The following is a 22,413-nucleotide window of genomic DNA, read 5'->3' as shown; positions in this document are numbered from 1 at the left end:
CCCCCAAGCGCACAGCGGGGGCGGCTGACGGTCAACGGGGACCGTCGCCGCCCCTCGCCATAGGTCTCGAAGGAACCCAGCACCATGAGCCGTTCCGCACACCCCGCAGGCCCCCGCCACGGCGACGTCCTGCCCGAGGGCCACTACCAGGCCCCGCCCGCCGACCTGAACGCGCTCGACCCCAAGGTCTGGTCGCGCACCGTCGCCCGCGACGCCGAGGGTGTGGCCACCGTCGGCGGCATCGACGTCAAGCGGCTGGCCGCCGAGTTCGGCACCCCCGCCTACGTGCTGGACGAGGAGGACTTCCGCTCCCGGGCGCGCGCCTGGCGGGACGCCTTCGGCGCCGACGCGGACGTCTACTACGCCGGCAAGGCGTTCCTCTCCAAGGCGGTCGTGCGCTGGCTGCACGAGGAGGGCCTCAACCTCGACGTGTGCAGCGCGGGCGAGCTGGCGGTCGCGCTGGCCGCCGGGATGCCGCCGCAGCGGATCGCGCTGCACGGCAACAACAAGTCGGCGGACGAGCTGGAGAACGCCGTGAAGACCGGCGTCGGGCACATCGTGCTCGACTCCTACGAGGAGATCGAGCGCCTGGCCGCGATCGCCGCCCGCCAGGGCGTGCGCCAGCCGGTGCTGATCCGGATCACCGTCGGCGTCGAGGCGCACACCCACGAGTTCATCGCCACCGCGCACGAGGACCAGAAGTTCGGGCTGTCCCTCACCGGAGGGGCAGCCGCCGAGGCGGTGCGCCGGGTGCTCGGCCACGACAGCCTGGAGCTGCGCGGCATCCACTCGCACATCGGCTCGCAGATCTTCGACATGGCCGGCTTCGAGGTGGCCGCCCGCCGGGTGGTCGGCCTGCTGGCCGGGATCCGCGACGAGCACGGCGTCGAGCTGCCCGAGATCGACCTCGGCGGCGGCCTCGGCATCGCCTACACCAGTGAGGACGACCCGCGCGAGCCGGCCGAGATCGCGGCCGCGCTGGCCGAGATCGTCCGCCGCGAGTGCGCCGCCGCGAACCTGAACGCCCCCCGGCTGAGCGTGGAGCCGGGCCGGGCGATCGTCGGCCCGACGGCGTTCACGCTGTACGAGGTCGGCACCGTCAAGCCGCTGGAGGGCCTGCGCACCTACGTCAGCGTGGACGGCGGGATGTCCGACAACATCCGCACCGCGCTGTACGACGCCGAGTACTCGGTGTCCCTGGTGTCGCGCACCAGCGACGCGGAGCCGATGTTGGTGCGGGTGGTCGGAAAGCACTGCGAGTCCGGCGACATCGTGGTCCGGGACGCCTTCCTGCCGGCCGACCTGGCACCGGGCGACCTGATCGCGGTGCCCGCCACCGGTGCCTACTGCCGGTCGATGGCGAGCAATTACAACCACGCCCTCAAGCCCCCCGTGCTCGCCGTCAGGGACGGTGCGGCGCGGGTGATCGTCCGGCGCGAGACGGAGGAGGATCTCCTGCGTCTGGATATCGGATGACGAAATCCTCGTCTCAGATCATGGAACGACCGTAGATCCGTACGGAAAGTCCCGGAGACTGGGTACGGACCGAAGTTTCCGGCGGTCCAGGAAAACCCGCCGGAAATACCGAAGCACGAATGAATGCAGAGCGGAGTCGGATGATGCGTACGCGCCCGCTGAAGGTGGCGTTGCTGGGTTGTGGTGTGGTGGGCTCCGAGGTGGCGCGCATCATGACGACGACGGCCGACGACCTCGCCGCTCGCATCGGTGCTCCGGTCGAGCTGGCCGGGATCGCGGTCCGCCGCGCCGGGCGGACCCGTCCGGGCGTCCCCGAGCACCTGGTCACGACCGACGCCGAGGCCCTGGTCAACCGGGGCGACATCGACGTGGTGGTCGAGGTGGTGGGCGGCATCGAGCCGTCCAAATCGCTGATCCTGTCGGCCTTCCGGCAGGGCGCCTCGGTGGTCAGCGCCAACAAGGCGCTGCTCGCCAAGGACGGCACCGAGCTGCACGCCGCGGCCGCCGAGGCCGGGGTGGACCTGTACTACGAGGCCGCGGTGGCGGGCGCGATCCCGCTGCTGCGCCCGCTGCGCGAGTCCCTCGCGGGCGACAAGGTCAACCGGGTGCTGGGCATCGTCAACGGCACCACCAACTTCATCCTCGACAAGATGGACACCACCGGCGCCGGCTACTCGGAGGCGCTGGAGGAGGCCACCGCGCTGGGCTACGCCGAGGCCGACCCGACGGCCGACGTCGAGGGCTTCGACGCCGCCGCCAAGGCCGCGATCCTGGCCGGCATCGCCTTCCACACCAAGGTCACCGCGGCGGACGTCTACCGCGAGGGCATCACCGAGGTGACCGCGGCCGACATCGCCTCCGCGAAGGAGATGGGCTGCGTGGTCAAGCTGCTCGCGATCTGCGAGCGTGCCGCGGACGGCGAGTCCGTCACCGCGCGCGTCCACCCGGCGATGATCCCGCTGTCGCACCCGCTGGCCTCCGTCCGCGAGGCGTACAACGCGGTGTTCGTCGAGGCCGAGGCGGCCGGCCGGCTGATGTTCTACGGCCCCGGCGCGGGCGGCTCGCCGACCGCCTCCGCGGTGCTCGGCGACCTGGTCGCGGTCTGCCGCAACAAGCTGGCCGGCGCCACCGGTCCCGGCGACTCGGTGTACACCCGGCTGCCGGCCAAGCCCATGGACGAGGTGGTCACCCGCTACCACGTCAGCCTGGACGTGGACGACCGCGCGGGCGTGCTCGCCCAGGTGGCGTCCGTCTTCGCCGAGCACGGCGTGTCCATCGACACCGTGCGCCAGCAGGGCCGCGACGGCGACGCCTCGCTCGTCGTGGTCACCCACCGTGCCACCGACGCCGCGCTGTCGGCGACGGTCGACAAGCTCCGCGCGCTGGACAGCGTGCGGGACGTGGCCAGCATCATGCGGGTCGAAGGGGAATAAGGAACAGCCATGAACGCCGTTGCCGAGAACGTCGTCCGAGGCGCGCACACCCACCAGTGGCGCGGCCTGATCGAGGAGTACCGGGACCGTCTGCCGGTCACCGCGGCCACCCCGGTGGTCACCCTGTTGGAGGGCGGCACGCCCCTGGTCCCCGCCCAGGTGCTGTCCGAGCGAACGGGCTGCGAGGTCTACCTCAAGGTCGAGGGCGCCAACCCGACCGGCTCCTTCAAGGACCGCGGGATGACGATGGCCATCTCCAAGGCCAAGGAGGAGGGCGCCCGGGCGGTCATCTGCGCGTCCACCGGCAACACCTCGGCCTCCGCCGCCGCCTACGCGGTGCGGGCCGGGATGGTCTGCGCGGTGCTCGTCCCGCAGGGCAAGATCGCCCTCGGCAAGATGGGCCAGGCGCTGGTGCACGGCGCCCGGATCCTCCAGGTCGACGGGAACTTCGACGACTGCCTCACCCTTGCGCGTGAACTGTCCGAGAAGTACCCGGTGGCGCTGGTCAACTCGGTCAACCCGGTGCGGATCGAGGGTCAGAAGACCGCGGCCTTCGAGATCGTCGACATGCTCGGCGACGCCCCGGACATCCACGTCCTGCCGGTCGGCAACGCGGGCAACATCACCGCGTACTGGAAGGGCTACCGCGAGTACGCCGCGGACGGCCTCGCCACCCGCACCCCGCGGATGTGGGGCTTCCAGGCCTCCGGCTCCGCCCCGATCGTGGACGGCGCGCCGGTGCTCAAGCCGCAGACCATCGCCACCGCGATCCGGATCGGCAACCCGGCCTCCTGGGACTTCGCGCTCGCCGCGCGGGACGAGTCCGGCGGCCTCATCGACAAGGTGACGGACCGTCAGATCCTGTCCGCCTACCGGCTGTTGGCCTCACAGGAGGGCGTCTTCGTGGAGCCTGCCTCGGCCGCCTCGGTGGCCGGTCTGCTGGCCAAGGCGGAGGCCGGGCTGGTCGACCCGGGCCAGCGGATCGTCTGCACCGTGACCGGCAACGGCCTGAAGGACCCGGACTGGGCGGTGGCCGGCGCGCCGCAGCCGCAGGTCGTCCCGGTCGACCCGGAGGCGGCCGCCCGCAGCCTCGGACTGCTCGACCGGTAACGGGGCCTGACACACCGACGGGCCGCCCCTTTCGGGGGTCGGCCCGTCGGAGTTCCCCGCTGACACTTTTGTGTCAATCGGGCTTCACGTCGCGATCCCTTTCCGCCCCTCCCCCCGGCGGGGAGGGGTGCGCATTCCGGCCAGAACCGGCAACACACCAGATCGAAGGCCCACGGGGTGTACCGCTGGGGAACCTCTCTTCGATACTCTGGCCTCGGCCGTGTGGCACATGCCCCGGGCCCGGGCGGATCCGGGCCTCGCCGACCGCCGTGACCGCCCGCCCCCGAGGGGCCTCGGTCCGTTTCCCCGCCTTCGCACCGACGACGCGCTCCGCGCCGCCCGATTTCCCCAGGAGAGTCCACCGCATGGCCGGTCCCGCGTTCCGTGCCGCCGCCGTCCGGGTCAGGGTTCCCGCGACCAGCGCCAACCTCGGCCCGGGCTTCGACGCCTTCGGGCTCGCGCTGGGTCTGTACGACGACGTGGTCGTCCGGGTCGCCGACTCCGGCCTCTCCGTCGACATCGCCGGTGAGGGCGCCGAGACGCTGCCGCGCGACGAGCGCCACCTGCTGGTCCGCGCGATGCGCGCCGCCTTCGACCGGCTCGGCGGCCAGCCGCGGGGCCTCGAAGTGGTCTGCGCCAACCGGATACCGCACGGCCGCGGCCTCGGCTCCTCCTCGGCCGCCATCTGCGCCGGCATCGTGGCCGCCCGCGCGGTGACCATCGGCGGCCCGTCCGCGCTGGACGACGCCGCGCTGCTGGCCCTCGCCTCCGAGCTGGAGGGCCACCCCGACAACGTCGCGGCCTGCCTGCGCGGCAACTTCACCATCGCCTGGACCGACGAGGAGTCGGCCAGGGCGATCGCGCTGGAGCCGTCCGAGCAGGTCGTCCCGGTGGTGTTCGTGCCGGCCGGCGAGGTGCTCACCGAGACCGCGCGCGGGCTGCTGCCGAAGACCGTCCCGCTCGCCGACGCGGCCGTCAACGCCGGCCGCTCCGCCCTGCTGGTGGAGGCGCTGACCCGGCGCCCCGAACTGCTCCTCGCCGCCACCGAGGACCGGCTGCACCAGGACTACCGTGCCTCCGCCATGCCGGACAGCGCCGCCCTGGTCGGCGCGCTGCGCGCCGAGGGCGTCCCCGCGGTCATCTCCGGGGCCGGACCGACCGTCCTGGCGCTCACCGACGAGGCGGGCGCCGACAGGGTGCTCTCCTTCGCCGGGCACCACGGCCACGGCGGGGATCCGGCGTTCGCCGCGCACCGCCTGGACGTCGACCGCACCGGGGCCGTCGTGCTCCCGCTGGGCGTCTGAGCAGCCCGAACGGGCCGCTCGGGGCCCGGCACCGGCGTCCTGCCGAGCCGGGCCCGGCGGACACGATTGGCAAGCGCAAGGCTGGGGAATGTCTGAGGGGGTCGGTAGTGTTAACCTCATTGCTGCACCAGGTGCCCTCCGGGGCTAGGTGCGCCGCGTCCCGATCCCAGCGCTCCACGGCAGTGGAGTCCCGGCGATGCACGGGGCGACGATTCTCCGGGAGCCCACCGCAGCGCGTACGCAGCCTGCCTGCGCGACATGCGGCCGCATCCCGAAGCCGTGACGGCACCTGACTCCCACCCGCGGCCTCCCACCTAGAGGCCAGGACGGGCGGAGCACGGGCCACCGTCACGCGACGGGGGCCCGGGATTCGCAGGGAGCGTGGGGGTTACGCCCTCAGGGGAGGTCGACACACGACCGGCCCACGCGCCACTCAGCACCACCGTGCTTCATGCACCGCACCTCGTACGTAGCTCTCCCTCGACGGGCTCCCGCCATTCGAGGGATCACCGCCTCGGACCGACGCAGTCGAGCGTTGGTCAGGACAGCACAACCGGTCGCCGAGCCAGACAGGCCGACGTCCGCTCCAGGGAAGGACCCTTAGTGAGCGACTCCACCGATCTGATGGGCGCGCGCCCGGACGCCGACGCGTCGGACGCAGCCGCCCCCGCTGCCCCGGCGCGGCGCCGCCGCAGTGCCGCCGCGGGCCTGGACGGCATGGTCCTGGCCGAGCTCCAGAAGCTCGCCGCGGACCTTGGCATCACCGGTACCGGACGCATGCGCAAGAGCCAGCTGATCGAGACCATCAAGGAGAAGAGCGGCGGGGACCCGCTGCTCGCCGCCGGTGGCACCGCCCCGGCCGCCAAGCGCACCGCCGCCAAGGCGGACGCCGAGGCCCCGGCCGAGAAGCCGGCCCGCCGCGCCAAGGCCGCCGCCAAGGCCGAGGCCCCGGCCGCCGCCGAGTCGCAGGCCCAGATCGAGATCCCGGTCCAGGCCGCCGCCGAGACCGCCGCGCCGGCCCGTACCGAGCGCACCCGCCGCCGTGCCACCTCGGCCGCCGGCGCGCCCGCCGCCCCGGCCGCGGAGGCCGCCGCCGAGGCCGCCACCGTCGCCGTCGCCGAGCCGAAGCAGGCCGAGGCCCGCCCGGCCGAGACCCGCGGCTTCGAGGGTCGCGAGGACGGCCGCGAGAGCCGTCGCGACCGCCGTGAGCGCCGTGAGCGCCGCGAGGGCGGCGAGCGCACCGAGCGCACCGAGCGCACCGACCGCCAGGAGGGCGGCGAGGCCCAGGACGGCGAGGGCCGCGAGTCCCGCCGCGACCGCCGCAACCGCCGCGAGCGCACCGACCGCCAGCCCCAGCAGGGCGGCGGCCAGCAGCAGGCCGGCCAGGGCGAGCAGCAGGGCCGCCAGGCCCCGCAGGCCCAGCAGCCGCAGGTCCAGCAGGGCGGCTACGAGGACGACGAGTTCGGCGAGGGCCGCCGTGGCCGCCGTGGGCGCTACCGCGACCGCCGTGGCCGCCGCGGCCGCGAGGGCTTCGAGGCCGGCCCCGTCGAGCCGCAGATCGGCGAGGACGACGTCCTGATCCCGGTCGCGGGCATCCTCGACATCCTCGACAACTACGCGTTCGTGCGCACCTCCGGCTACCTGCCGGGCCAGAACGACGTCTACGTCTCGCTCGCCCAGGTCCGCAAGAACGGCCTGCGCAAGGGTGACGCCATCACCGGTGCGGTGCGCCAGCCGCGTGAGGGCGAGCGCCGCGAGAAGTTCAACGCCATGGTGCGCCTGGACTCCGTCAACGGCATGGACCCGGAGAGCGGCCGCGGCCGCCCCGAGTTCAACAAGCTCACCCCGCTGTACCCGCAGGAGCGGCTGCGCCTGGAGACCGACCCGGGCGTGCTGACCACCCGGATCATCGACCTGGTGTCGCCGATCGGCAAGGGCCAGCGCGGTCTGATCGTCGCGCCGCCGAAGACCGGCAAGACCATGGTGCTCCAGGCGGTCGCCAACGCGATCACCCACAACAACCCCGAGTGCCACCTGATGGTCGTCCTGGTCGACGAGCGTCCGGAAGAGGTCACCGACATGCAGCGGTCGGTGAAGGGCGAGGTCATCTCCTCGACCTTCGACCGCCCGGCCGAGGACCACACCACCGTCGCCGAGCTGGCCATCGAGCGCGCCAAGCGCCTGGTCGAGCTGGGCCACGACGTGGTCATCCTGCTGGACTCGATCACCCGCCTCGGCCGCGCCTACAACCTGGCGGCGCCGGCCTCCGGCCGCATCCTGTCCGGTGGTGTCGACTCGACCGCGCTGTACCCGCCGAAGAAGTTCTTCGGTGCCGCGCGCAACATCGAGAACGGCGGCTCGCTGACCATCCTGGCCACCGCGCTGGTCGAGACCGGCTCGCGCATGGACGAGGTGATCTTCGAGGAGTTCAAGGGCACCGGCAACATGGAGCTCAAGCTCGACCGGAAGCTCTCGGACAAGCGCATCTTCCCGGCCGTCGACGTGGACGCCTCCAGCACCCGCAAGGAGGAGATCCTGCTCGGCAGCGAGGAGTTGGCCATCGTCTGGAAGCTGCGCCGGGTGCTGCACGCGCTCGACTCGCAGCAGGCGATCGAGCTGCTCCTGGACAAGATGAAGCAGACCAAGAGCAACGCCGAGTTCCTGATGCAGATCGCCAAGACCACCCCCGGCTCCGGCGACTGACCGTAGCCGGACGGCTGTCGAAGCACGGAACCCCGGATCGCGCGAGCGGTCCGGGGTTCCGCGCGTCCGGGCCGCTTTGTTCCAGACTCGGGACAACTTGAGACCGTTTGGATCATGTTGTCCGATTTACTCTGGGCCGTATGGCCGAACACAAGAGGGTTACGAGTCGTCGCCGCAGGCTCCTGCGGACGGCCGCCTGCGCGTTCGCCGCGTTCGTCGTCGGCGGCGCCCTCCTCGGCTACTTCAGACTCGACGGCAACATCAGGAGCGTCGACATCGACGGCGGGCTCGGCGACGCCCGGCCGCCGGCCGCCACCGACGGCTCCTTCAACATCCTGGTGCTCGGCTCCGATTCGCGCGGCGGCGACAACGGCTCGATGGCCGGCGGAGACACTGGCGACACCGCCCGCTCGGACACCGCCATGGTGGTGCACATCAACCAGGACCACTCCCGCGCCCAGATCGTCTCGATCCCGCGCGACACCCTGGTCACCCGCCCCGACTGCGCCGACCCGAGCGGCCGGACGGCGCCCGGCGCCAAGCGCGCGATGTACAACAGCGCCTTCGAGACCGGCGGCGCGGTCTGCGCGGTCAAGACCACCGAACAGCTCACCGGGCTGCGGATGGACCACTACCTGCAGGTCGACTTCGCCGGCTTCGCCCGGGTCGTGGACGCGATAGGCGGGGCCACCGTGACCACCACGGTGGCCATCCACGACAAGGACAGCGGGCTCGACCTGCCGCCCGGCGAGCACCGCCTGAACGGACAGCAGGCGCTGGCCTTCGTGCGCACCCGGCACGGCGTCGGCGACGGCAGCGACCTCGGCCGGATCGAGCTCCAGAAGCAGATGGTGAAGTCGCTGCTGCAGCAGGTCGGGGGGAGCGGGATGCTCACCAACCCGGTCAAGCTGTGGTCCGTCGGCGACACCGTGACCAAGAGCATCACCACCGACTCCGCGCTCGGCTCGGTGAACTCGCTGGTGGGGCTCGCCCAGGAGCTCAAGGGGATAGGCCCGGACCAGCTGAGCATGGTCACCCTGCCGGTGGAGGCCGCCCCCGGCGACCCGAACCGGGTGGTCCCGCGGCAGCCGGCGGCCGGGCAGGTCTGGACGGCGCTCAGGGCCGACCAGCCGTTCCCGCCGGCGGTCGTCGCCGCGCAGCCGGAGAACCCCGCCCAGGCGGCCCCCACGGCCACGCCGTCGGCCCCGGCGCGGACCACGGGGAAGCCGGGCGCGAAGGCCACCGCCACGCCCTGACGGACGCCGCCGCCGGGCGCGCGGGGGGCCCGGAATATCCCGGAACGCGACCCGGTTTGGGAAGATGCGGCCGGTCCTGGCAGACTGGTCCGTCGGTCCCGGTTCACGTGCGGCGCTCCAGCCGCCGACCCGGTGCCCTCCCGAAACCTAGGAGAACCCCTTGAAGCCCAACGTTCACCCCGAGTACGTGGTCACGCGCGTGACCTGCACCTGTGGCGCCGAGTTCACCACCCGCTCGACCGAGACCAGTGGCGAGATCCGCGCCGAGGTCTGCTCGCAGTGCCACCCGTTCTACACCGGCAAGCAGAAGATCCTCGACACCGGTGGCCGCGTGGCCCGCTTCGAGGCCCGCTTCGGCAAGCAGCACAGCGCGAAGGCCTAGCGCTCCCTCGGCGCCGGTTCCCGGCGTCCCCGTACTCGTTGTCGGGGGCGCTTGGGGGCCGGCGCCGTTCGCGTCCCCCGCGAGTCCGCGCCCCCGCGACCCCGCGAGTCCCCACCCCCCACACGTTTCCGAGTCCCCGGGAAGAAGGCCACCCCATGTTCGAGGCAGTCGAAGAGCTCCTCGTCGAGCACGCCGACCTCGAGACGAGGCTGGCCGACCCGTCCGTCCACGCGGACCAGAACAACGCCCGCAAGCTGGCCAAGCGCTATGCCGAGCTGACCCCGATCACCCGGGTCTACCGGCAGTGGCGGCAGGCCGGCGAGGACATCGAGGCCGCGCGCGAACTCGCGGCCGAGGACCCGGAGTTCCTCTCCGAGGTGAAGGACTCCGAGGCGCGCCGCGACGAGCTGACCGAGGAACTGCGGCTGCTGCTCGTCCCGCGCGACCCGAGCGACGACAAGGACGTCATCCTGGAGATCAAGGCGGGCGAGGGCGGCGAGGAGTCCGCGCTGTTCGCCGGCGACCTGCTCCGGATGTACCTGCGCTACGCCGAGCGGATCGGCTGGAAGACCGAGATCATCGACTCCAACGAGTCCGACCTCGGCGGCTACAAGGACGTCTCGGTGGCCGTGAAGACCAAGGGCAACACCGAGCCCGGCCAGGGCGTCTGGGCCCGGCTGAAGTACGAGGGCGGCGTGCACCGCGTGCAGCGTGTCCCCGCCACCGAGTCGCAGGGCCGCATCCACACCTCCGCGGCGGGCGTGCTGGTCACCCCCGAGGCGGAGGAGGTCGAGGTCGAGATCCTCGCCAACGACCTGCGGATCGACGTCTACCGGTCCTCCGGCCCCGGCGGCCAGTCGGTCAACACCACCGACTCCGCGGTCCGGATCACCCACCTGCCGACCGGTATCGTGGCGTCCTGCCAGAACGAGAAGAGCCAGCTCCAGAACAAGGAGCAGGCGATGCGCATCCTGCGTTCGCGGCTGCTGGCCGCCGCGCAGGAGGAGGCCGAGCGGGAGGCCTCGGACGCGCGCCGCAGCCAGGTCCGCACGGTGGACCGCTCCGAGCGGATCCGCACGTACAACTACCCCGAGAACCGCATCTCGGACCACCGCACCGGATTCAAGTCGTACAACCTGGACCAGGTCCTGGACGGCGACCTGAACGCGGTGATCCAGTCCTGCGTCGACAAGGACGCGGCGGCCAAGCTCGCCGCGGCCCAAGAGAACTGAGACCGGCGCGCCCCAGCCCGCGTTTCGCCCGGAGCCGGAGAGACAAGAGGTCGTACGGATGAACCTGCTGCTCGCCGAGGTGGCCCAGGCCACCCAGCGGTTGGCCGCGGCCGGCGTGCCGTCGCCGCGCTTCGACGCGGAGGAGCTCGCCGCCTACGTCCACAACGTCAAGCGCAGCCAGCTGCACACGGTGAAGGACGCCGACTTCGACGCCCGCTACTGGGAGGCGGTCTCCCGTCGCGAGGCGCGCGAACCGCTCCAGCACATCACCGGGCGGGCGTTCTTCCGCTACCTCGAACTGGAGGTCGGCCCCGGGGTGTTCGTGCCCCGGCCGGAGACCGAGACGGTCGTCGAGTGGGCGATAGACGCGGTGCGCGACATGGACGTGGCCGAGCCGCTGGTGGTGGACCTGTGCTCCGGCTCCGGCGCGATCGCGCTCGCCCTGGCCCAGGAACTCCCGCGCTCGACCGTGCACGCCTTCGAACTGGACGAGGGCGCGCTGGAGTACACCCGGCGCAACATCGAGGCCAGCCCCGACCGCGCCCGGGTCACCCTGCACGCCGGTGACGCCACCAAGGCCTTCGAGGACGACCGCTCCTGGGACGGCCGCTTCGACCTGGTCATCTCCAACCCGCCGTACATCCCGCTCACCGAGTGGGAGTACGTCGCGCCGGAGGCCCGCGACCACGACCCGCAGATGTCGCTGTTCTCCGGCGAGGACGGCCTGGACACCATCCGCGGCATCGAGCGCGTCGCGGCCCGGCTGCTGCGCCCGGGCGGCGCGGTGGTGATCGAGCACGCCGACCAGCAGGGCGGCCAGGTGCCGTGGATCTTCAACGAGGAACACGGCTGGACGGACACCGCCGACCACCGGGACCTGAACAACCGGCCGCGCTTCACGACCGCCCGAAGGGTCGGGTCGTGAACAGTCGAGCACCGTACGACCGCCCGAAGGGTCGGGTCGTGAACGTCGAGCGCTGTACGACTGCTCGTAAGGCCGTGCTGTAACGCCATGAGCCACTCCGGAAGGGGACCGCACCGATGAGCCGCCGTTACGACTGTGCCGATGCCGGGGACCGCGCCACCGGTCTGCGCGAGGCCGCCTCGGCCATCCGCCGCGGCGAACTCGTCGTGCTGCCCACCGACACCCTGTACGGGGTCGGTGCGGACGCCTTCTCCCCGGAGGCCGTCGGCGAGCTGATGGCCACCCGCGGTCGCGGCCGCAACACGCCCTCCCCGGTGCTGGTCGGCTCGCCGACCACCCTGCACGGCCTGGTCACCGACTTCTCCGAGCAGGCCTGGGAGCTGGTCGACGCCTTCTGGCCCGGCGGGCTCACCCTGGTCGCCCGGCACCAGCCCTCGCTGCGCTGGGACCTCGGCGACACCCGCGGCACCGTCGCGGTCCGGATGCCGTTGCACCCGGTCGCCATCGAGCTGCTGAACGCCACCGGCCCGATGGCCGTCTCCAGCGCCAACCGGATCGGCGGGGCCTCCCCGCTGACCTGTGACGAGGCGCAGGCCCAGCTCGGCGACGCGATCTCGGTCTACCTGGACGGCGGGCCGGCCGTGGACTCCGCCACCTCGTCGATCGTCGACGTCACCGGCAAGGTCCCGGTCCTGCTGCGGGCCGGTGCGATCAGCGTCGAGCAGCTGAGGGAGGTCGTCCCCGACCTGGAGGCCGGCAGTTGACGCCCACCGCCTCGCTCCACTCCGGGCCGGGCATGGCGCCGTACCTGAGTGTGGGCCCCAGGCCGCTGGACCACTTCCGGATCCTGTTCGTCTGCACCGGGAACATCTGCCGCTCGCCGATCGCGGAGCGGCTGACCCGGCGTGAGCTGGACACCCGGCTGAGCCCCCGGGTGGCCGGGCGGATCCTGGTCGAGAGCGCCGGTACCTGGGGTCACGTGGGCGCGCCGATGGAGGACCACGCCGCGACCGTGCTGGACGAGTACGGCGCCGACAGTGGTGGCTTCACCGGCCGCGAGCTGCTGGACGAGCACGTGGTCGAGGCCGATCTGGTGCTCACCGCGACGCTGGACCACCGGGCCCAGGTGATCTCGATGGGCCACGAGGCGGGCCTGCGCACCTTCACGCTGAAGGAGTTCACCCGCCTGGTGCGGACGATAGACCCGGGCACCCTGCCGGACCCCCGGCGCGGCGCCGACGTGACCGAGCGGGCCCGCGCGCTGGTCCGGGCGGCCGCCGCGCTGCGCGGCTGGCTGCTGGCCGCCACGCCGGAGTCGGACGAGCTGGACGACCCGTACGGGGCGCCGATCGGCATGTTCCGCAACTGCGGCGAGGAGATATTCCACGCGGTCGACCCGGTGGTCACCGCGCTCACCGGCGTCCCCGCGCCGCGCTGACGCCCCCGGGCCCCGTCGTCGACGGGCGCAGGACGCGGGCGCAGGACGCGGGCCCCAGCGCCGAATGGGTCGTCCGGCCGCGGCTCGGCGGGCCGGGCGGCGACGACGGTCCTACGCTGGGTGACACAGTCCCCGCAGCGTCCGGGAGCCCCGCCATGACCGTCACCGATGCCGCGACCGGCCCGACCTCGACGACCGGGCGCCCCTGGGTGTCCGAGGCGCTGCACCGCGCCGATCCGCAGCTGGCCGACCTGCTGGCCGCGGAGGCCGAGCGGCGCGCCGAAACGATCCAGCTGCTGGCGGGGGAGAACCTGACCAGCCCGGCCGTCCTGGCGGCGCTCACCGGCCCGCTGATCGACAAGTACGCCGAGGGCTACCCGGGCCGCCGGCACCACACCGGCTGCGCGTTGGCGGACGCCGCCGAGCTGCTGGCGATCGACCGGGCCCGCGAGCTGTTCGCCGCCCCGCACGCCAACGTCCAGCCCCGGTCGGCCACTTCGGCGATGCTGGCGGCGTACGCGGCGCTGCTGCGGCCCGGTGACGGGGTGCTGGCGATGTCGCTGGAGCACGGTGGCCACCTCAGCTGCGGCTCGCGCGCCAACTTCTCCGGCCGCTGGTTCGACTTCACCGGCTACGGCGTGCGCGAGGACGACGGGCTGATCGACCTGGACCAGGTCCGCGACCTGGCCCGGCAGCACCGCCCCAAGGCCGTCGTGGCGGGCTCGATCTCCCACCCCCGGCACCTGGACTGGGCGGCGTTCCGGGAGATCGCCGACGAGGTGGACGCCTACCTGGTCGCCACCGTCGCGCAGACCACCGGGCTGATCGCGGCCGGGGTGGCGCCCTCCCCGGTGCCGTACGCGGACGTCACCGTCGCGGCCACCCACAAGCTGCTGCGCGGTCCGCGCGGCGGGCTGCTGCTGTGCACCGCGGAGCTGGCCGAGCGGATCGACCGGGCGGTGTTCCCGTTCAGCCAGGGCGGCGCGGCGATGAACGAGGTGGCCGGCAAGGCGGTGGCCCTCGCGGAGGCCTCCCGGCCCGAATACCGGGCGTACGCGCAGCGGGCGGTGTCCGGGGCGCGGGCGCTCGCCGCGGGGCTCGCAGAGGCCGGTATGCGCCCTCTGACGGGCGGGACCGACACCCACCTGGTGACCGCCGACGTCAGCCCGCTCGGCGTCAGCGGCGCGGAGGCCGAGCGCCGCTGCGCGGCGGCCGGGCTGCTGCTGGGCAAGTGCGCGCTGCCGTACGACCCGGCGCCGGCCGCCGAGGCCTCCGGCATCCGGCTGGGCACGGGCACGGTGACCAGCCAGGGGATGGGGGAGCCGGAACTGGCCGAGATCGCCGGGCTGATCGCGCGGGTGCTCGCCGGCGGCGCCGTCGCCCCGGCCGCGGCACGGGTGCGGGAGCTGGCGCTGGCCTTCGCCGACCGGGCCTGACGGAGCGCTCGCGCGGGCATTCGAAACTCCTACCCGGGAGGGCGAACCGCGATGCGCGGTCCCGGCGTCCGACTCAATAAGGTGTGTGCCGTGGCGACGCACCTCGAACCCCGGGAAGGCAGGGGAGTACCTTCGGTACTTCCCCGTTCGACAGTGATGCAGGAGGCCAGTGGTGCGTGAGTATCTGCTGGTGCTGTTCTGCACCGCCGCCGTCACCTACCTGCTGACCGGCCCGGTCCGGAAGTTCGCCATCGCCGCCGGTGCCATGCCCCCGGTGCGCGCCCGCGACGTGCACCGCGAGCCCACGCCGCGGCTCGGCGGCATCGCGATGTTCGGCGGACTCTGCGCGGGCATCCTGGTCGCCTCCCAGCTCGACAACCTGAGCAAGGTGTTCTCGCAGGGCACCGACATCCGCGCGCTGCTGTCCGGCGCCGGGATCATGTTCCTGCTCGGGGTGCTCGACGACAAGTGGGGCGTGGACGCGCTGGTGAAGCTCGGCGGTCAGATGATCGCCGCCGGTGTGATGGTCTGGCAGGGCGTCACGGTGATCACCCTCCCGGTGCCCGGTTTCGGCCCGGTCGCGGTGACCCCGACCCAGGGCATGATCATCTCGGTCACCCTGGTCGTCGTCATGGTCAACGCGGTGAACTTCATCGACGGCCTGGACGGCCTGGCCGGCGGCATGGTCTGCATCGCCGCGATGGCGTTCTTCCTGTACAGCTACCGGCTCTGGTACGGCTACACGATCTCCGACGCGGCCCCCGCCGTGCTGTTCAGCGTGCTGCTGATCGGCATGTGCCTGGGCTTCCTGGCGCACAACATGCACCCCGCGCGGATCTTCATGGGCGACTCCGGCTCGATGATGCTGGGCCTGATGCTGGCCGTCGCCGCGATCTCCATCACCGGCCGGGTCGACCCGGACCTGATCAGCAACGAGGCCGGTTCGCAGACCGCCGCCGTGCACGCCCTGGTGCCGATCTACATCCCGCTGCTGCTGCCGCTGACGGTCATCGCGCTGCCGCTGGCCGACCTGCTGCTCGCGGTGGTGCGCCGCACCTGGGCCGGTCAGTCCCCGTTCGCCGCGGACAAGCGCCACCTGCACCACCGGCTGCTCCAGGTCGGCCACTCGCACAGCCGCGCCGTACTGATCATGTACTTCTGGGCCGCGCTGATCGCCTTCGGCTCGGTGGCCTTCTCGGTGACCAACACCGGCCGCACCGTCGTCCTGACGCTCGCCGGCCTCTGCCTGGTCGGCCTGGTCGTGCTGCTCACCCCGTGGTTCCGGCCGCGCGCCCCGCGGGCGGTGCAGTCCTTCCTCCCTCCGCGCTACCGCCGGCACCAGAGCGGTCCGATGGCCGAACTGTCGGCGAAGGACAAGCAACTCCTCGGTGAAGCCGGGCGGGACCCGGCCGTGGGCTCCTCCGCTGTCGGCCACCAGGGCGAGGCCACCGGCCGCCGCTGACAAGGGAGTTGATGCCCGGTCAGGAGCCGTTCACCCGCATGGCGGAGCCGTTGCGCCGTTGGTGTGACAGGTGCCACACATTCATGGTAAAGCTCTCATCAAATAGTTTGTGATACCGTTCACGAGTACCGAGAACACGCCGAAAGACCTCACAGGTGGATGACTTCCGTCCCTGTCGGTCTCCCTCACCGGGCCCGCTTCTCCCTGGCGGCCCGCGGCGATGCCTCGGTCCGGTGTCACCCGCCACCGCTGTGCCCGTCCCCCGCCACATCGACATGCCGCCGGAGCTGCCGACATGCCGTCCACCGACGCCCGGATCCTCCGGGGCGCCGCGATTCCCACTGCGGCCGCCGGGATCATCGCCATGGCGATCTCCTTCGCAGTCGCCGGTGGGAAGGGCCTGCTCGGTGCCCTCTTCGGCGCGCTCCTCGTGATGGCCTTCTTCACCTTCGGTCAGATCGCGCTCGACCGGCTGACCAGGTCGAACCCGCAGATCATGATGGCCGCGGCGCTGCTGGTGTACACCACCCAGATCCTGCTGGTCGGCATCGTGCTCGCGGTCTTCAAGGACACCGAACTCTTCAACCGGCAGGCGTTCGCCTTCACCCTGCTCGGCTGCGCCCTGATCTGGACGGGCTTCCAGGTGCGCGGCGCGCTCAAGGCCAAGACCTTCTACGTCGACCCCGACGCCTCCGAAAAGAAGGGCGACAAGCCCTCCGACAAGGGGCGTCAACAGTGACGAGGCCCAACTGTCCCCCCAACGAGGGGGGCGGTGTTTATGCCGCACTGACGGGCTGCTATCGTCCGTCGCAACAACGGAGTACGGGAAGAGGCCTGGTCTGTCCGGAGAGCGGACGGATCGCCCCCCTGATCCGCGCAGTCTTCGATGATCCCGCTGTGGTGCAGTGCACCGGCGCGCGGGGTCGGCGAGAAACCCATCAAGTACCAGTGCCGCTCCGTGGTCGCAGGCCACGCCGACACACCGAGGTTGCCGTAACCATGCGTCACGACGAAGGAGTCCGCGGTGAGTGCTGAACTCACGTCCCTCGCCTCAGGCAGTTGCCACTTCGGGGACGCTGGCTGTGGCTTCCCGGCCCCGGGTCTGAACGAGTTCCAGTTCAAGCCGATCTTCACGATCGGCAGCATCGAGTTCAACAAGCCGATGCTGCTGTCGATCATCGTCGCGCTCCTGGTCGTCGTGTTCTTCTGGGCCGCCTTCGCCAAGCCGCGCCTCGTCCCCGGCAAGCTGCAGCTGGTCGGTGAGATCGGCTACGACTTCGTCAAGCGCTCCATCGTGCTGGAGACGATCGGCAAGAAGGGCGAGAAGTACGTCCCGATGCTCGTCTCGATGTTCTTCTTCATCTGGTTGATGAACATCATGTCGATCATCCCCTTCGCGCAGTTCCCGGTGACGGCGGCGATCGCGTTCCCGGCCGGCCTCGCGGCGGTCGTGTGGATCACCTACATGACGCTGACCTTCAAGAAGCACGGCTTCGTCGGCGGTCTGAAGAACCTCTGCTGGCCGTCGGGCATCCCCGGCTGGGTCATGTTCATCCTGGTGCCGATCGAGTTCTTCTCGAACATCTTCGTGCGTCCCTTCACGCTCGCGGTCCGAGCCTTCGCGAACATGTTCGCCGGTCACCTGCTGGTCGTGATGTTCTCCGTCGCCTCCTGGTACCTGCTCAGCCCGTCCCTGGGCGCGCTGTACGGCTCGGCCTCGTTCGTCGTCGCCGTCGGCCTGACCGGCTTCGAGCTGCTGGTCCAGTTCCTGCAGGCCTACATCTTCGTGATGCTGGCCAGCAGCTACATCGCCGGTGCCCTCGAAGAGGCGCACTGAGCCAGGGGCCACGGCCCTCCTGAACCACCCCCGGAATGCCCGGTGGCCAATCACCACCGGTACACCATCCCCGCAAAGGACACATTGCAATGAGCATGCTCGCTGAGGTCGGCGTCTACGGTTCCGTCGCTTCCCTGGGCTACGGCCTCGCCGCGATCGGCCCCGGCATCGGTGTCGGTCTCATCTTCGGTAACGGTGTCCAGGCCATGGCCCGTCAGCCCGAGGCCGCCGGCCTGATCCGTTCCAACATGTTCATCGGCTTCGCGCTGACCGAGGCGCTCGCCCTCATCGGCATCGTCATGCCGTTCGTCTTCGGCCAGGGCCCCAAGTAATCCCCGCCGTAGACCCTTCGAGGAAGGTCCAGATATGACCATCGCGGCTCACCTCGCGGAGGAGGGGGAGATCATGAACCCCCTTCTGCCCGCATGGCCCGAGATCATCATCGGCCTGCTCTGCTTCTTCATCATCTTCGGTCTGCTCGGCAAGAAGCTCCTCCCCAGCATCGAGAAGGTGCTGTCGGAGCGCCGGGACGCGATCGAGGGCGGGATGGAGCGCGCCGAGGCCGCGCAGGCAGAGGCCCAGGCCCTGCTTGAGCAGTACCGCGCCGAGCTCGCCGAGGCGCGCCACGAGGCTGCCCGCATCGTCGAGCAGGCTCGCGAGCAGGGTGCCGCCCAGCTCGCCGAGATGCGCGAGGAGGGCCAGCGCCAGCGCGAGGCCATCGTCGCCGCCGGTCACGCCCAGATCGAGGCGGACAAGAAGCAGGCCACTGCCGCCCTGCGTCAGGACGTGGGCTCGCTGGCCACCCAGCTGGCGTCCCGCATCGTGGGTGAGTCCCTCGAGGACCACACCCGGCAGAGCGGCGTCATCGACCGCTTCCTGGACGAGCTGGAGGCCAAGGCCGCCGTTGCTCAGGGCGCGGCCAAGTGATCGGCGCCAGCCGCGAGGCCCTCGCCGCCGGTCGGCAGAACCTCGAGAGCCTGACCGACTCCACCTCGGTGGACGCGGCCAAGCTCGCTGAGGAGCTCACCGCCGTCACGGCCGTGCTGGACCGTGAGGTGTCGCTGCGCCGCGTCCTGACCGACCCGTCCCGGTCGGGCCAGGACAAGGCCCAGCTGGTCACCTCGCTGCTGACCGGCCAGGTCTCCGGCGAGGCCGTCGACCTGGTCTCCGGCCTGGTCCGCTCCCGCTGGTCGGGCTCGCGCGACCTGGTGGACGCGACCGAGGAGCTCGCCGCCTACGCGGAGATCATCGCCGCGGACAAGGCCGGCGCCCTGGACGACGTCGAGGACGAGCTCTTCCGCTTCGGTCGGGTGGTGAGCGGCTCGCACGAGCTGCGTGCCGCGCTGACCGAGCCGAAGGCCGGTGCCGTCGCGAAGGCCGAGCTGATCAAGAAGCTGCTCGGCGGCCGCGCCAACGCCGGCACCGTCCGGCTGGTCACCGCGGTCGTCAACGTGCCGCGTGGCCGTAGCCTGGAGCAGGGTCTCGAGTCCTACTCGAAGCTCGCCGCCGCGCGTCGCGGCCGCGTGGTGGCCCTGGTCACCACCGCGGTGCCGCTGTCGGACACCCAGAAGGAGCGCCTGTCCGGTGCTCTGGCCCGGATGTACGGCCGCCAGGTCCACCTGAACATCGACGTCGACCCCGAGGTCGTCGGCGGCGTCCGGGTGCAGATCGGCGACGAGATCATCAACGGCACCGTGTCGAGCCGCCTCGAGGGCGCTCGCCAGTCGCTCGAAGGCTGAGCACCGAAGCAGCACATCCGACCCTCGGTCGGGAAACCGGCTCCCCAAGGAGCCGGCAAATCGTACGGCCGGTTCGCAAGACCCGGCCGAGAGTCGAATACTTGCGGCCCTCAATGGCGGGCCGAGGATCGCAAACTAGGAGAGCAGGGAAGCCTGATGGCGGAGCTTACGATCCGTCCGGAGGAGATCCGGGACGCGCTGGCCGACTTTGTCCAGTCGTACCAGCCGGACGCCGCTTCTGTGGAAGAGGTCGGCACGGTCACTGACGCGGCGGACGGCATCGCGCATGTCGAGGGCCTGCCCTCGGTCATGGCGAACGAGCTGCTGAAGTTCGAGGACGGCACGCTCGGCCTCGCGCTGAACCTCGACACCCGCGAGATCGGTGTCGTCGTCCTGGGTGAGTTCGGCGGCATCGAAGAGGGCCAGACCGTGCGCCGCACCGGCGAGGTCCTCTCGGTTCCGGTCGGCGACGGCTACCTCGGCCGCGTCGTGGACCCGCTGGGCAACCCGATCGACGGCCTGGGCGACATCGCCGCCACCGGTCGCCGCGCCCTGGAGCTGCAGGCCCCCGGCGTCATGGCCCGCAAGTCGGTCAAGCAGCCGCTGCAGACCGGCATCAAGGCCATCGACGCGATGACCCCGATCGGCCGCGGCCAGCGCCAGCTGATCATCGGTGACCGCCAGACCGGCAAGACCGCGGTGGCCGTCGACACGATCATCAACCAGCGCGACAACTGGCGCTCGGGCGACCCGGAGAAGCAGGTCCGCTGCATCTACGTCGCCGTGGGCCAGAAGGGCTCCACCATCGCGTCCGTCCGCGGCGCCCTGGAGGAGGCCGGCGCGCTGGAGTACACCACCATCGTGGCCGCTCCCGCCTCCGACCCGGCCGGCTTCAAGTACCTCGCCCCGTACACCGGCTCGGCCATCGGCCAGGAGTGGATGTACGACGGCAAGCACGTCCTGATCATCTTCGACGACCTGTCGAAGCAGGCCGAGGCCTACCGCTCCGTCTCCCTGCTGCTGCGCCGCCCGCCGGGCCGCGAGGCCTACCCGGGTGACGTCTTCTACCTGCACTCCCGCCTGCTGGAGCGCTGCGCCAAGCTGAACGACGCCCTGGGCGGCGGCTCGATGACCGGTCTGCCGATCATCGAGACCAAGGCCAACGACGTCTCGGCGTACATCCCGACCAACGTCATCTCCATCACCGACGGCCAGTGCTTCCTGGAGTCCGACCTGTTCAACGCCGGCATCCGCCCGGCCGTGAACGTCGGTATCTCGGTCTCCCGCGTCGGTGGCTCCGCCCAGATCAAGGCCATGCGCTCGGTCGCCGGCCGCCTGCGTCTGGACCTCGCCCAGTACCGCGAGCTGGAGGCCTTCGCCGCCTTCGGTTCCGACCTGGACGCGGCCTCCAAGGCCCAGCTGGAGCGCGGTGCGCGCATGGTCGAGCTGCTGAAGCAGGGCCAGTACCAGCCGTTCCCGGTCGAGGAGCAGGTCGTCTCCATCTGGGCCGGCACCAACGGCAAGCTGGACGACGTCCCGGTCGCCGAGATCCGCCGCTTCGAGCGCGAATTCCTGGACCACGTCCGCCTGCAGCACAAGGACCTGCTCGCCGGCATCGTCGAGACCGGCCTGCTGGCCGACGGCACCGTCGACGCGCTGACCAGCGCGATCGAGGCCTTCAAGCAGGGTTACCAGACCGCTGACGGCAAGCTGCTCTCCGAGCAGGCCTGAGTCCGGTAGCGAGGGAAAGGACGTAACGACCCATGGGAGCACAGCTTCGGGTCTACAAGCGCCGGATCCGCTCTGTCACCGCGACGAAGAAGATCACCAAGGCGATGGAGATGATCTCCGCGTCGCGCATCGTCAAGGCGCAGCGCGCGGTGGCCGCCTCCACTCCGTACGCCGACGAGCTCACCCGGGCGGTGACGGCGGTGGCCACCCGGTCCAACGCCAAGCACCCGCTCACCACCGAGAACCCGAACGCCAAGCGCGCGGCGGTCCTGCTGATCACGGCGGACCGCGGCCTGGCGGGCGGCTACTCGACCAACGCCATCAAGGCCTCGCAGGTGCTCGCCGAGCGACTGCGGGCCGAGGGCAAGGACGTGGTGACGTACATCATCGGCCGCAAGGGCGTCTCGTACTACACGTTCCGCGGTCTGGCGATCGCGGGCTCGTGGACGGGATTCTCGGACAAGCCGACGTACGGTGACGCGAAGACGGTGGCGGCCGACCTGATCGAGGCCTTCACGGCCGAGACGGGCGGCGTGGACGAGCTCCACCTGGTTTCCACCGAGTTCGTGTCGATGCTGACGCAGAACGCGGTCGAGGCGCGGCTGCTGCCGCTGAAGCTGGACGAGGTCCAGCTCAGCGACCAGAAGCCGGCCAAGGCGGAGATCTTCCCGCTGTACGACTTCGAGCCGTCGGCGGAGGGCGTCCTGGACGCGCTGCTGCCGCGGTACGTCGAGAGCCGGATCTACAACGCGCTGCTGCAGTCGGCCGCTTCCGAGCACGCCGCCCGCCGCCGTGCGATGAAGAGCGCGACGGACAACGCCGGCGAGCTCATCAAGTCGCTCACGCGGCTTGCCAACTCGGCCCGTCAGGCCGAGATCACCCAGGAAATCAGCGAGATCGTCGGTGGCGCCAACGCGCTCGCTGACGCGAGCCGCGGGAGCGAATGAGT

General features: G+C 71.4%; 20 protein-coding genes. All 20 read left to right on the top strand.

The genetic code is table 11. The features are described 5' to 3' along the window. Nucleotides 1–84: 84 nt before the first annotated feature. The 20 genes from lysA to ACGF13_RS13250 all read left to right on the top strand — a co-directional run bounded on the left by lysA (nucleotide 85) and on the right by ACGF13_RS13250 (nucleotide 22,411). The gene (gene lysA, locus ACGF13_RS13345; RefSeq protein ID WP_392873139.1) at nucleotides 85–1,476 is read left to right on the top strand and encodes a diaminopimelate decarboxylase; all 1,392 of its coding nucleotides are present in this window, start codon (nucleotides 85–87) and stop codon (nucleotides 1,474–1,476) included. Nucleotides 1,477–1,616: 140 nt separating this feature from the next. Then, complete coding sequence (locus ACGF13_RS13340; protein WP_380667946.1) at nucleotides 1,617–2,909, top strand: homoserine dehydrogenase; 1,293 nt, start codon at nucleotides 1,617–1,619, stop codon at nucleotides 2,907–2,909. 9 nt (nucleotides 2,910–2,918) lie between these two features. Next, complete coding sequence (gene thrC, locus ACGF13_RS13335) at nucleotides 2,919–4,019, top strand: threonine synthase (RefSeq protein WP_392873136.1); 1,101 nt, start codon at nucleotides 2,919–2,921, stop codon at nucleotides 4,017–4,019. A gap of 365 nt (nucleotides 4,020–4,384) precedes the next feature. Further along, nucleotides 4,385–5,323 (top strand): homoserine kinase, encoded by a 939-nt coding sequence (gene thrB / locus ACGF13_RS13330; RefSeq protein ID WP_392873133.1) that lies wholly within the window; start codon nucleotides 4,385–4,387, stop codon nucleotides 5,321–5,323. Between the two features lie 603 nt (nucleotides 5,324–5,926). After that, entirely contained in the window at nucleotides 5,927–8,026 is a 2,100-nt protein-coding gene (gene rho, locus ACGF13_RS13325; RefSeq protein WP_392873130.1) for a transcription termination factor Rho, read from the top strand. A 140-nt stretch (nucleotides 8,027–8,166) separates the two neighbouring features. Further along, nucleotides 8,167–9,282, top strand: a complete 1,116-nt coding sequence (locus ACGF13_RS13320) for an LCP family protein (protein ID WP_392873127.1) — start codon at nucleotides 8,167–8,169, stop codon at nucleotides 9,280–9,282. Between the two features lie 160 nt (nucleotides 9,283–9,442). Continuing rightward, complete coding sequence (gene rpmE / locus ACGF13_RS13315) at nucleotides 9,443–9,664, top strand: 50S ribosomal protein L31 (protein ID WP_030057539.1); 222 nt, start codon at nucleotides 9,443–9,445, stop codon at nucleotides 9,662–9,664. Between the two features lie 155 nt (nucleotides 9,665–9,819). Beyond that, a complete protein-coding gene (gene prfA / locus ACGF13_RS13310) occupies nucleotides 9,820–10,896 on the top strand; it encodes a peptide chain release factor 1 (protein WP_392873124.1) in 1,077 nt (358 codons plus the stop codon). A 58-nt stretch (nucleotides 10,897–10,954) separates the two neighbouring features. Then, the gene (gene prmC / locus ACGF13_RS13305) at nucleotides 10,955–11,821 is read left to right on the top strand and encodes a peptide chain release factor N(5)-glutamine methyltransferase (RefSeq protein ID WP_360346986.1); all 867 of its coding nucleotides are present in this window, start codon (nucleotides 10,955–10,957) and stop codon (nucleotides 11,819–11,821) included. Nucleotides 11,822–11,937: 116 nt separating this feature from the next. Next, nucleotides 11,938–12,585, top strand: coding sequence for an L-threonylcarbamoyladenylate synthase (locus tag ACGF13_RS13300; protein ID WP_392873119.1), 648 nt, complete (start codon nucleotides 11,938–11,940; stop codon nucleotides 12,583–12,585). A 32-nt stretch (nucleotides 12,586–12,617) separates the two neighbouring features. Beyond that, the gene (locus ACGF13_RS13295; RefSeq protein ID WP_392874204.1) at nucleotides 12,618–13,259 is read left to right on the top strand and encodes a protein-tyrosine-phosphatase; all 642 of its coding nucleotides are present in this window, start codon (nucleotides 12,618–12,620) and stop codon (nucleotides 13,257–13,259) included. Nucleotides 13,260–13,414: 155 nt separating this feature from the next. Further along, entirely contained in the window at nucleotides 13,415–14,695 is a 1,281-nt protein-coding gene (gene glyA / locus ACGF13_RS13290) for a serine hydroxymethyltransferase (protein WP_392873116.1), read from the top strand. Nucleotides 14,696–14,867: 172 nt separating this feature from the next. Then, nucleotides 14,868–16,157, top strand: a complete 1,290-nt coding sequence (locus ACGF13_RS13285; RefSeq protein ID WP_392873115.1) for an MraY family glycosyltransferase — start codon at nucleotides 14,868–14,870, stop codon at nucleotides 16,155–16,157. 295 nt (nucleotides 16,158–16,452) lie between these two features. Continuing rightward, complete coding sequence (locus ACGF13_RS13280; protein WP_392873112.1) at nucleotides 16,453–16,896, top strand: hypothetical protein; 444 nt, start codon at nucleotides 16,453–16,455, stop codon at nucleotides 16,894–16,896. A gap of 285 nt (nucleotides 16,897–17,181) precedes the next feature. Then, a complete protein-coding gene (gene atpB / locus ACGF13_RS13275; RefSeq protein WP_392873110.1) occupies nucleotides 17,182–17,994 on the top strand; it encodes a F0F1 ATP synthase subunit A in 813 nt (270 codons plus the stop codon). An 89-nt stretch (nucleotides 17,995–18,083) separates the two neighbouring features. After that, nucleotides 18,084–18,326 carry an ATP synthase F0 subunit C gene (gene atpE / locus ACGF13_RS13270; protein ID WP_392873107.1) on the top strand — a complete coding sequence of 81 codons (243 nt, stop codon included), beginning with the start codon at nucleotides 18,084–18,086 and terminating at the stop codon, nucleotides 18,324–18,326. Nucleotides 18,327–18,360: 34 nt separating this feature from the next. After that, entirely contained in the window at nucleotides 18,361–18,921 is a 561-nt protein-coding gene (locus tag ACGF13_RS13265; protein ID WP_392873104.1) for a F0F1 ATP synthase subunit B, read from the top strand. Then, on the top strand, nucleotides 18,918–19,733 hold the full coding sequence (locus tag ACGF13_RS13260) for a F0F1 ATP synthase subunit delta (protein ID WP_392873101.1): 816 nt from the start codon (nucleotides 18,918–18,920) through the stop codon (nucleotides 19,731–19,733). The genes ACGF13_RS13265 and ACGF13_RS13260 overlap by 4 nt, the downstream gene beginning before the upstream one ends. 156 nt (nucleotides 19,734–19,889) lie before the next feature. After that, nucleotides 19,890–21,464, top strand: coding sequence for a F0F1 ATP synthase subunit alpha (gene atpA, locus ACGF13_RS13255; protein ID WP_359899956.1), 1,575 nt, complete (start codon nucleotides 19,890–19,892; stop codon nucleotides 21,462–21,464). 32 nt (nucleotides 21,465–21,496) lie between these two features. Next, complete coding sequence (locus ACGF13_RS13250; RefSeq protein ID WP_392873098.1) at nucleotides 21,497–22,411, top strand: F0F1 ATP synthase subunit gamma; 915 nt, start codon at nucleotides 21,497–21,499, stop codon at nucleotides 22,409–22,411. Nucleotides 22,412–22,413: the final 2 nt, after the last annotated feature.

The sequence above is a fragment of the Kitasatospora sp. NPDC048286 genome, from assembly GCF_043201735.1.
Lineage (GTDB): Bacteria > Actinomycetota > Actinomycetes > Streptomycetales > Streptomycetaceae > Kitasatospora.
The sequence above is the reverse complement of the archived record's forward strand: the minus strand, read 5'-3'. Positions and strand labels throughout refer to the sequence as shown.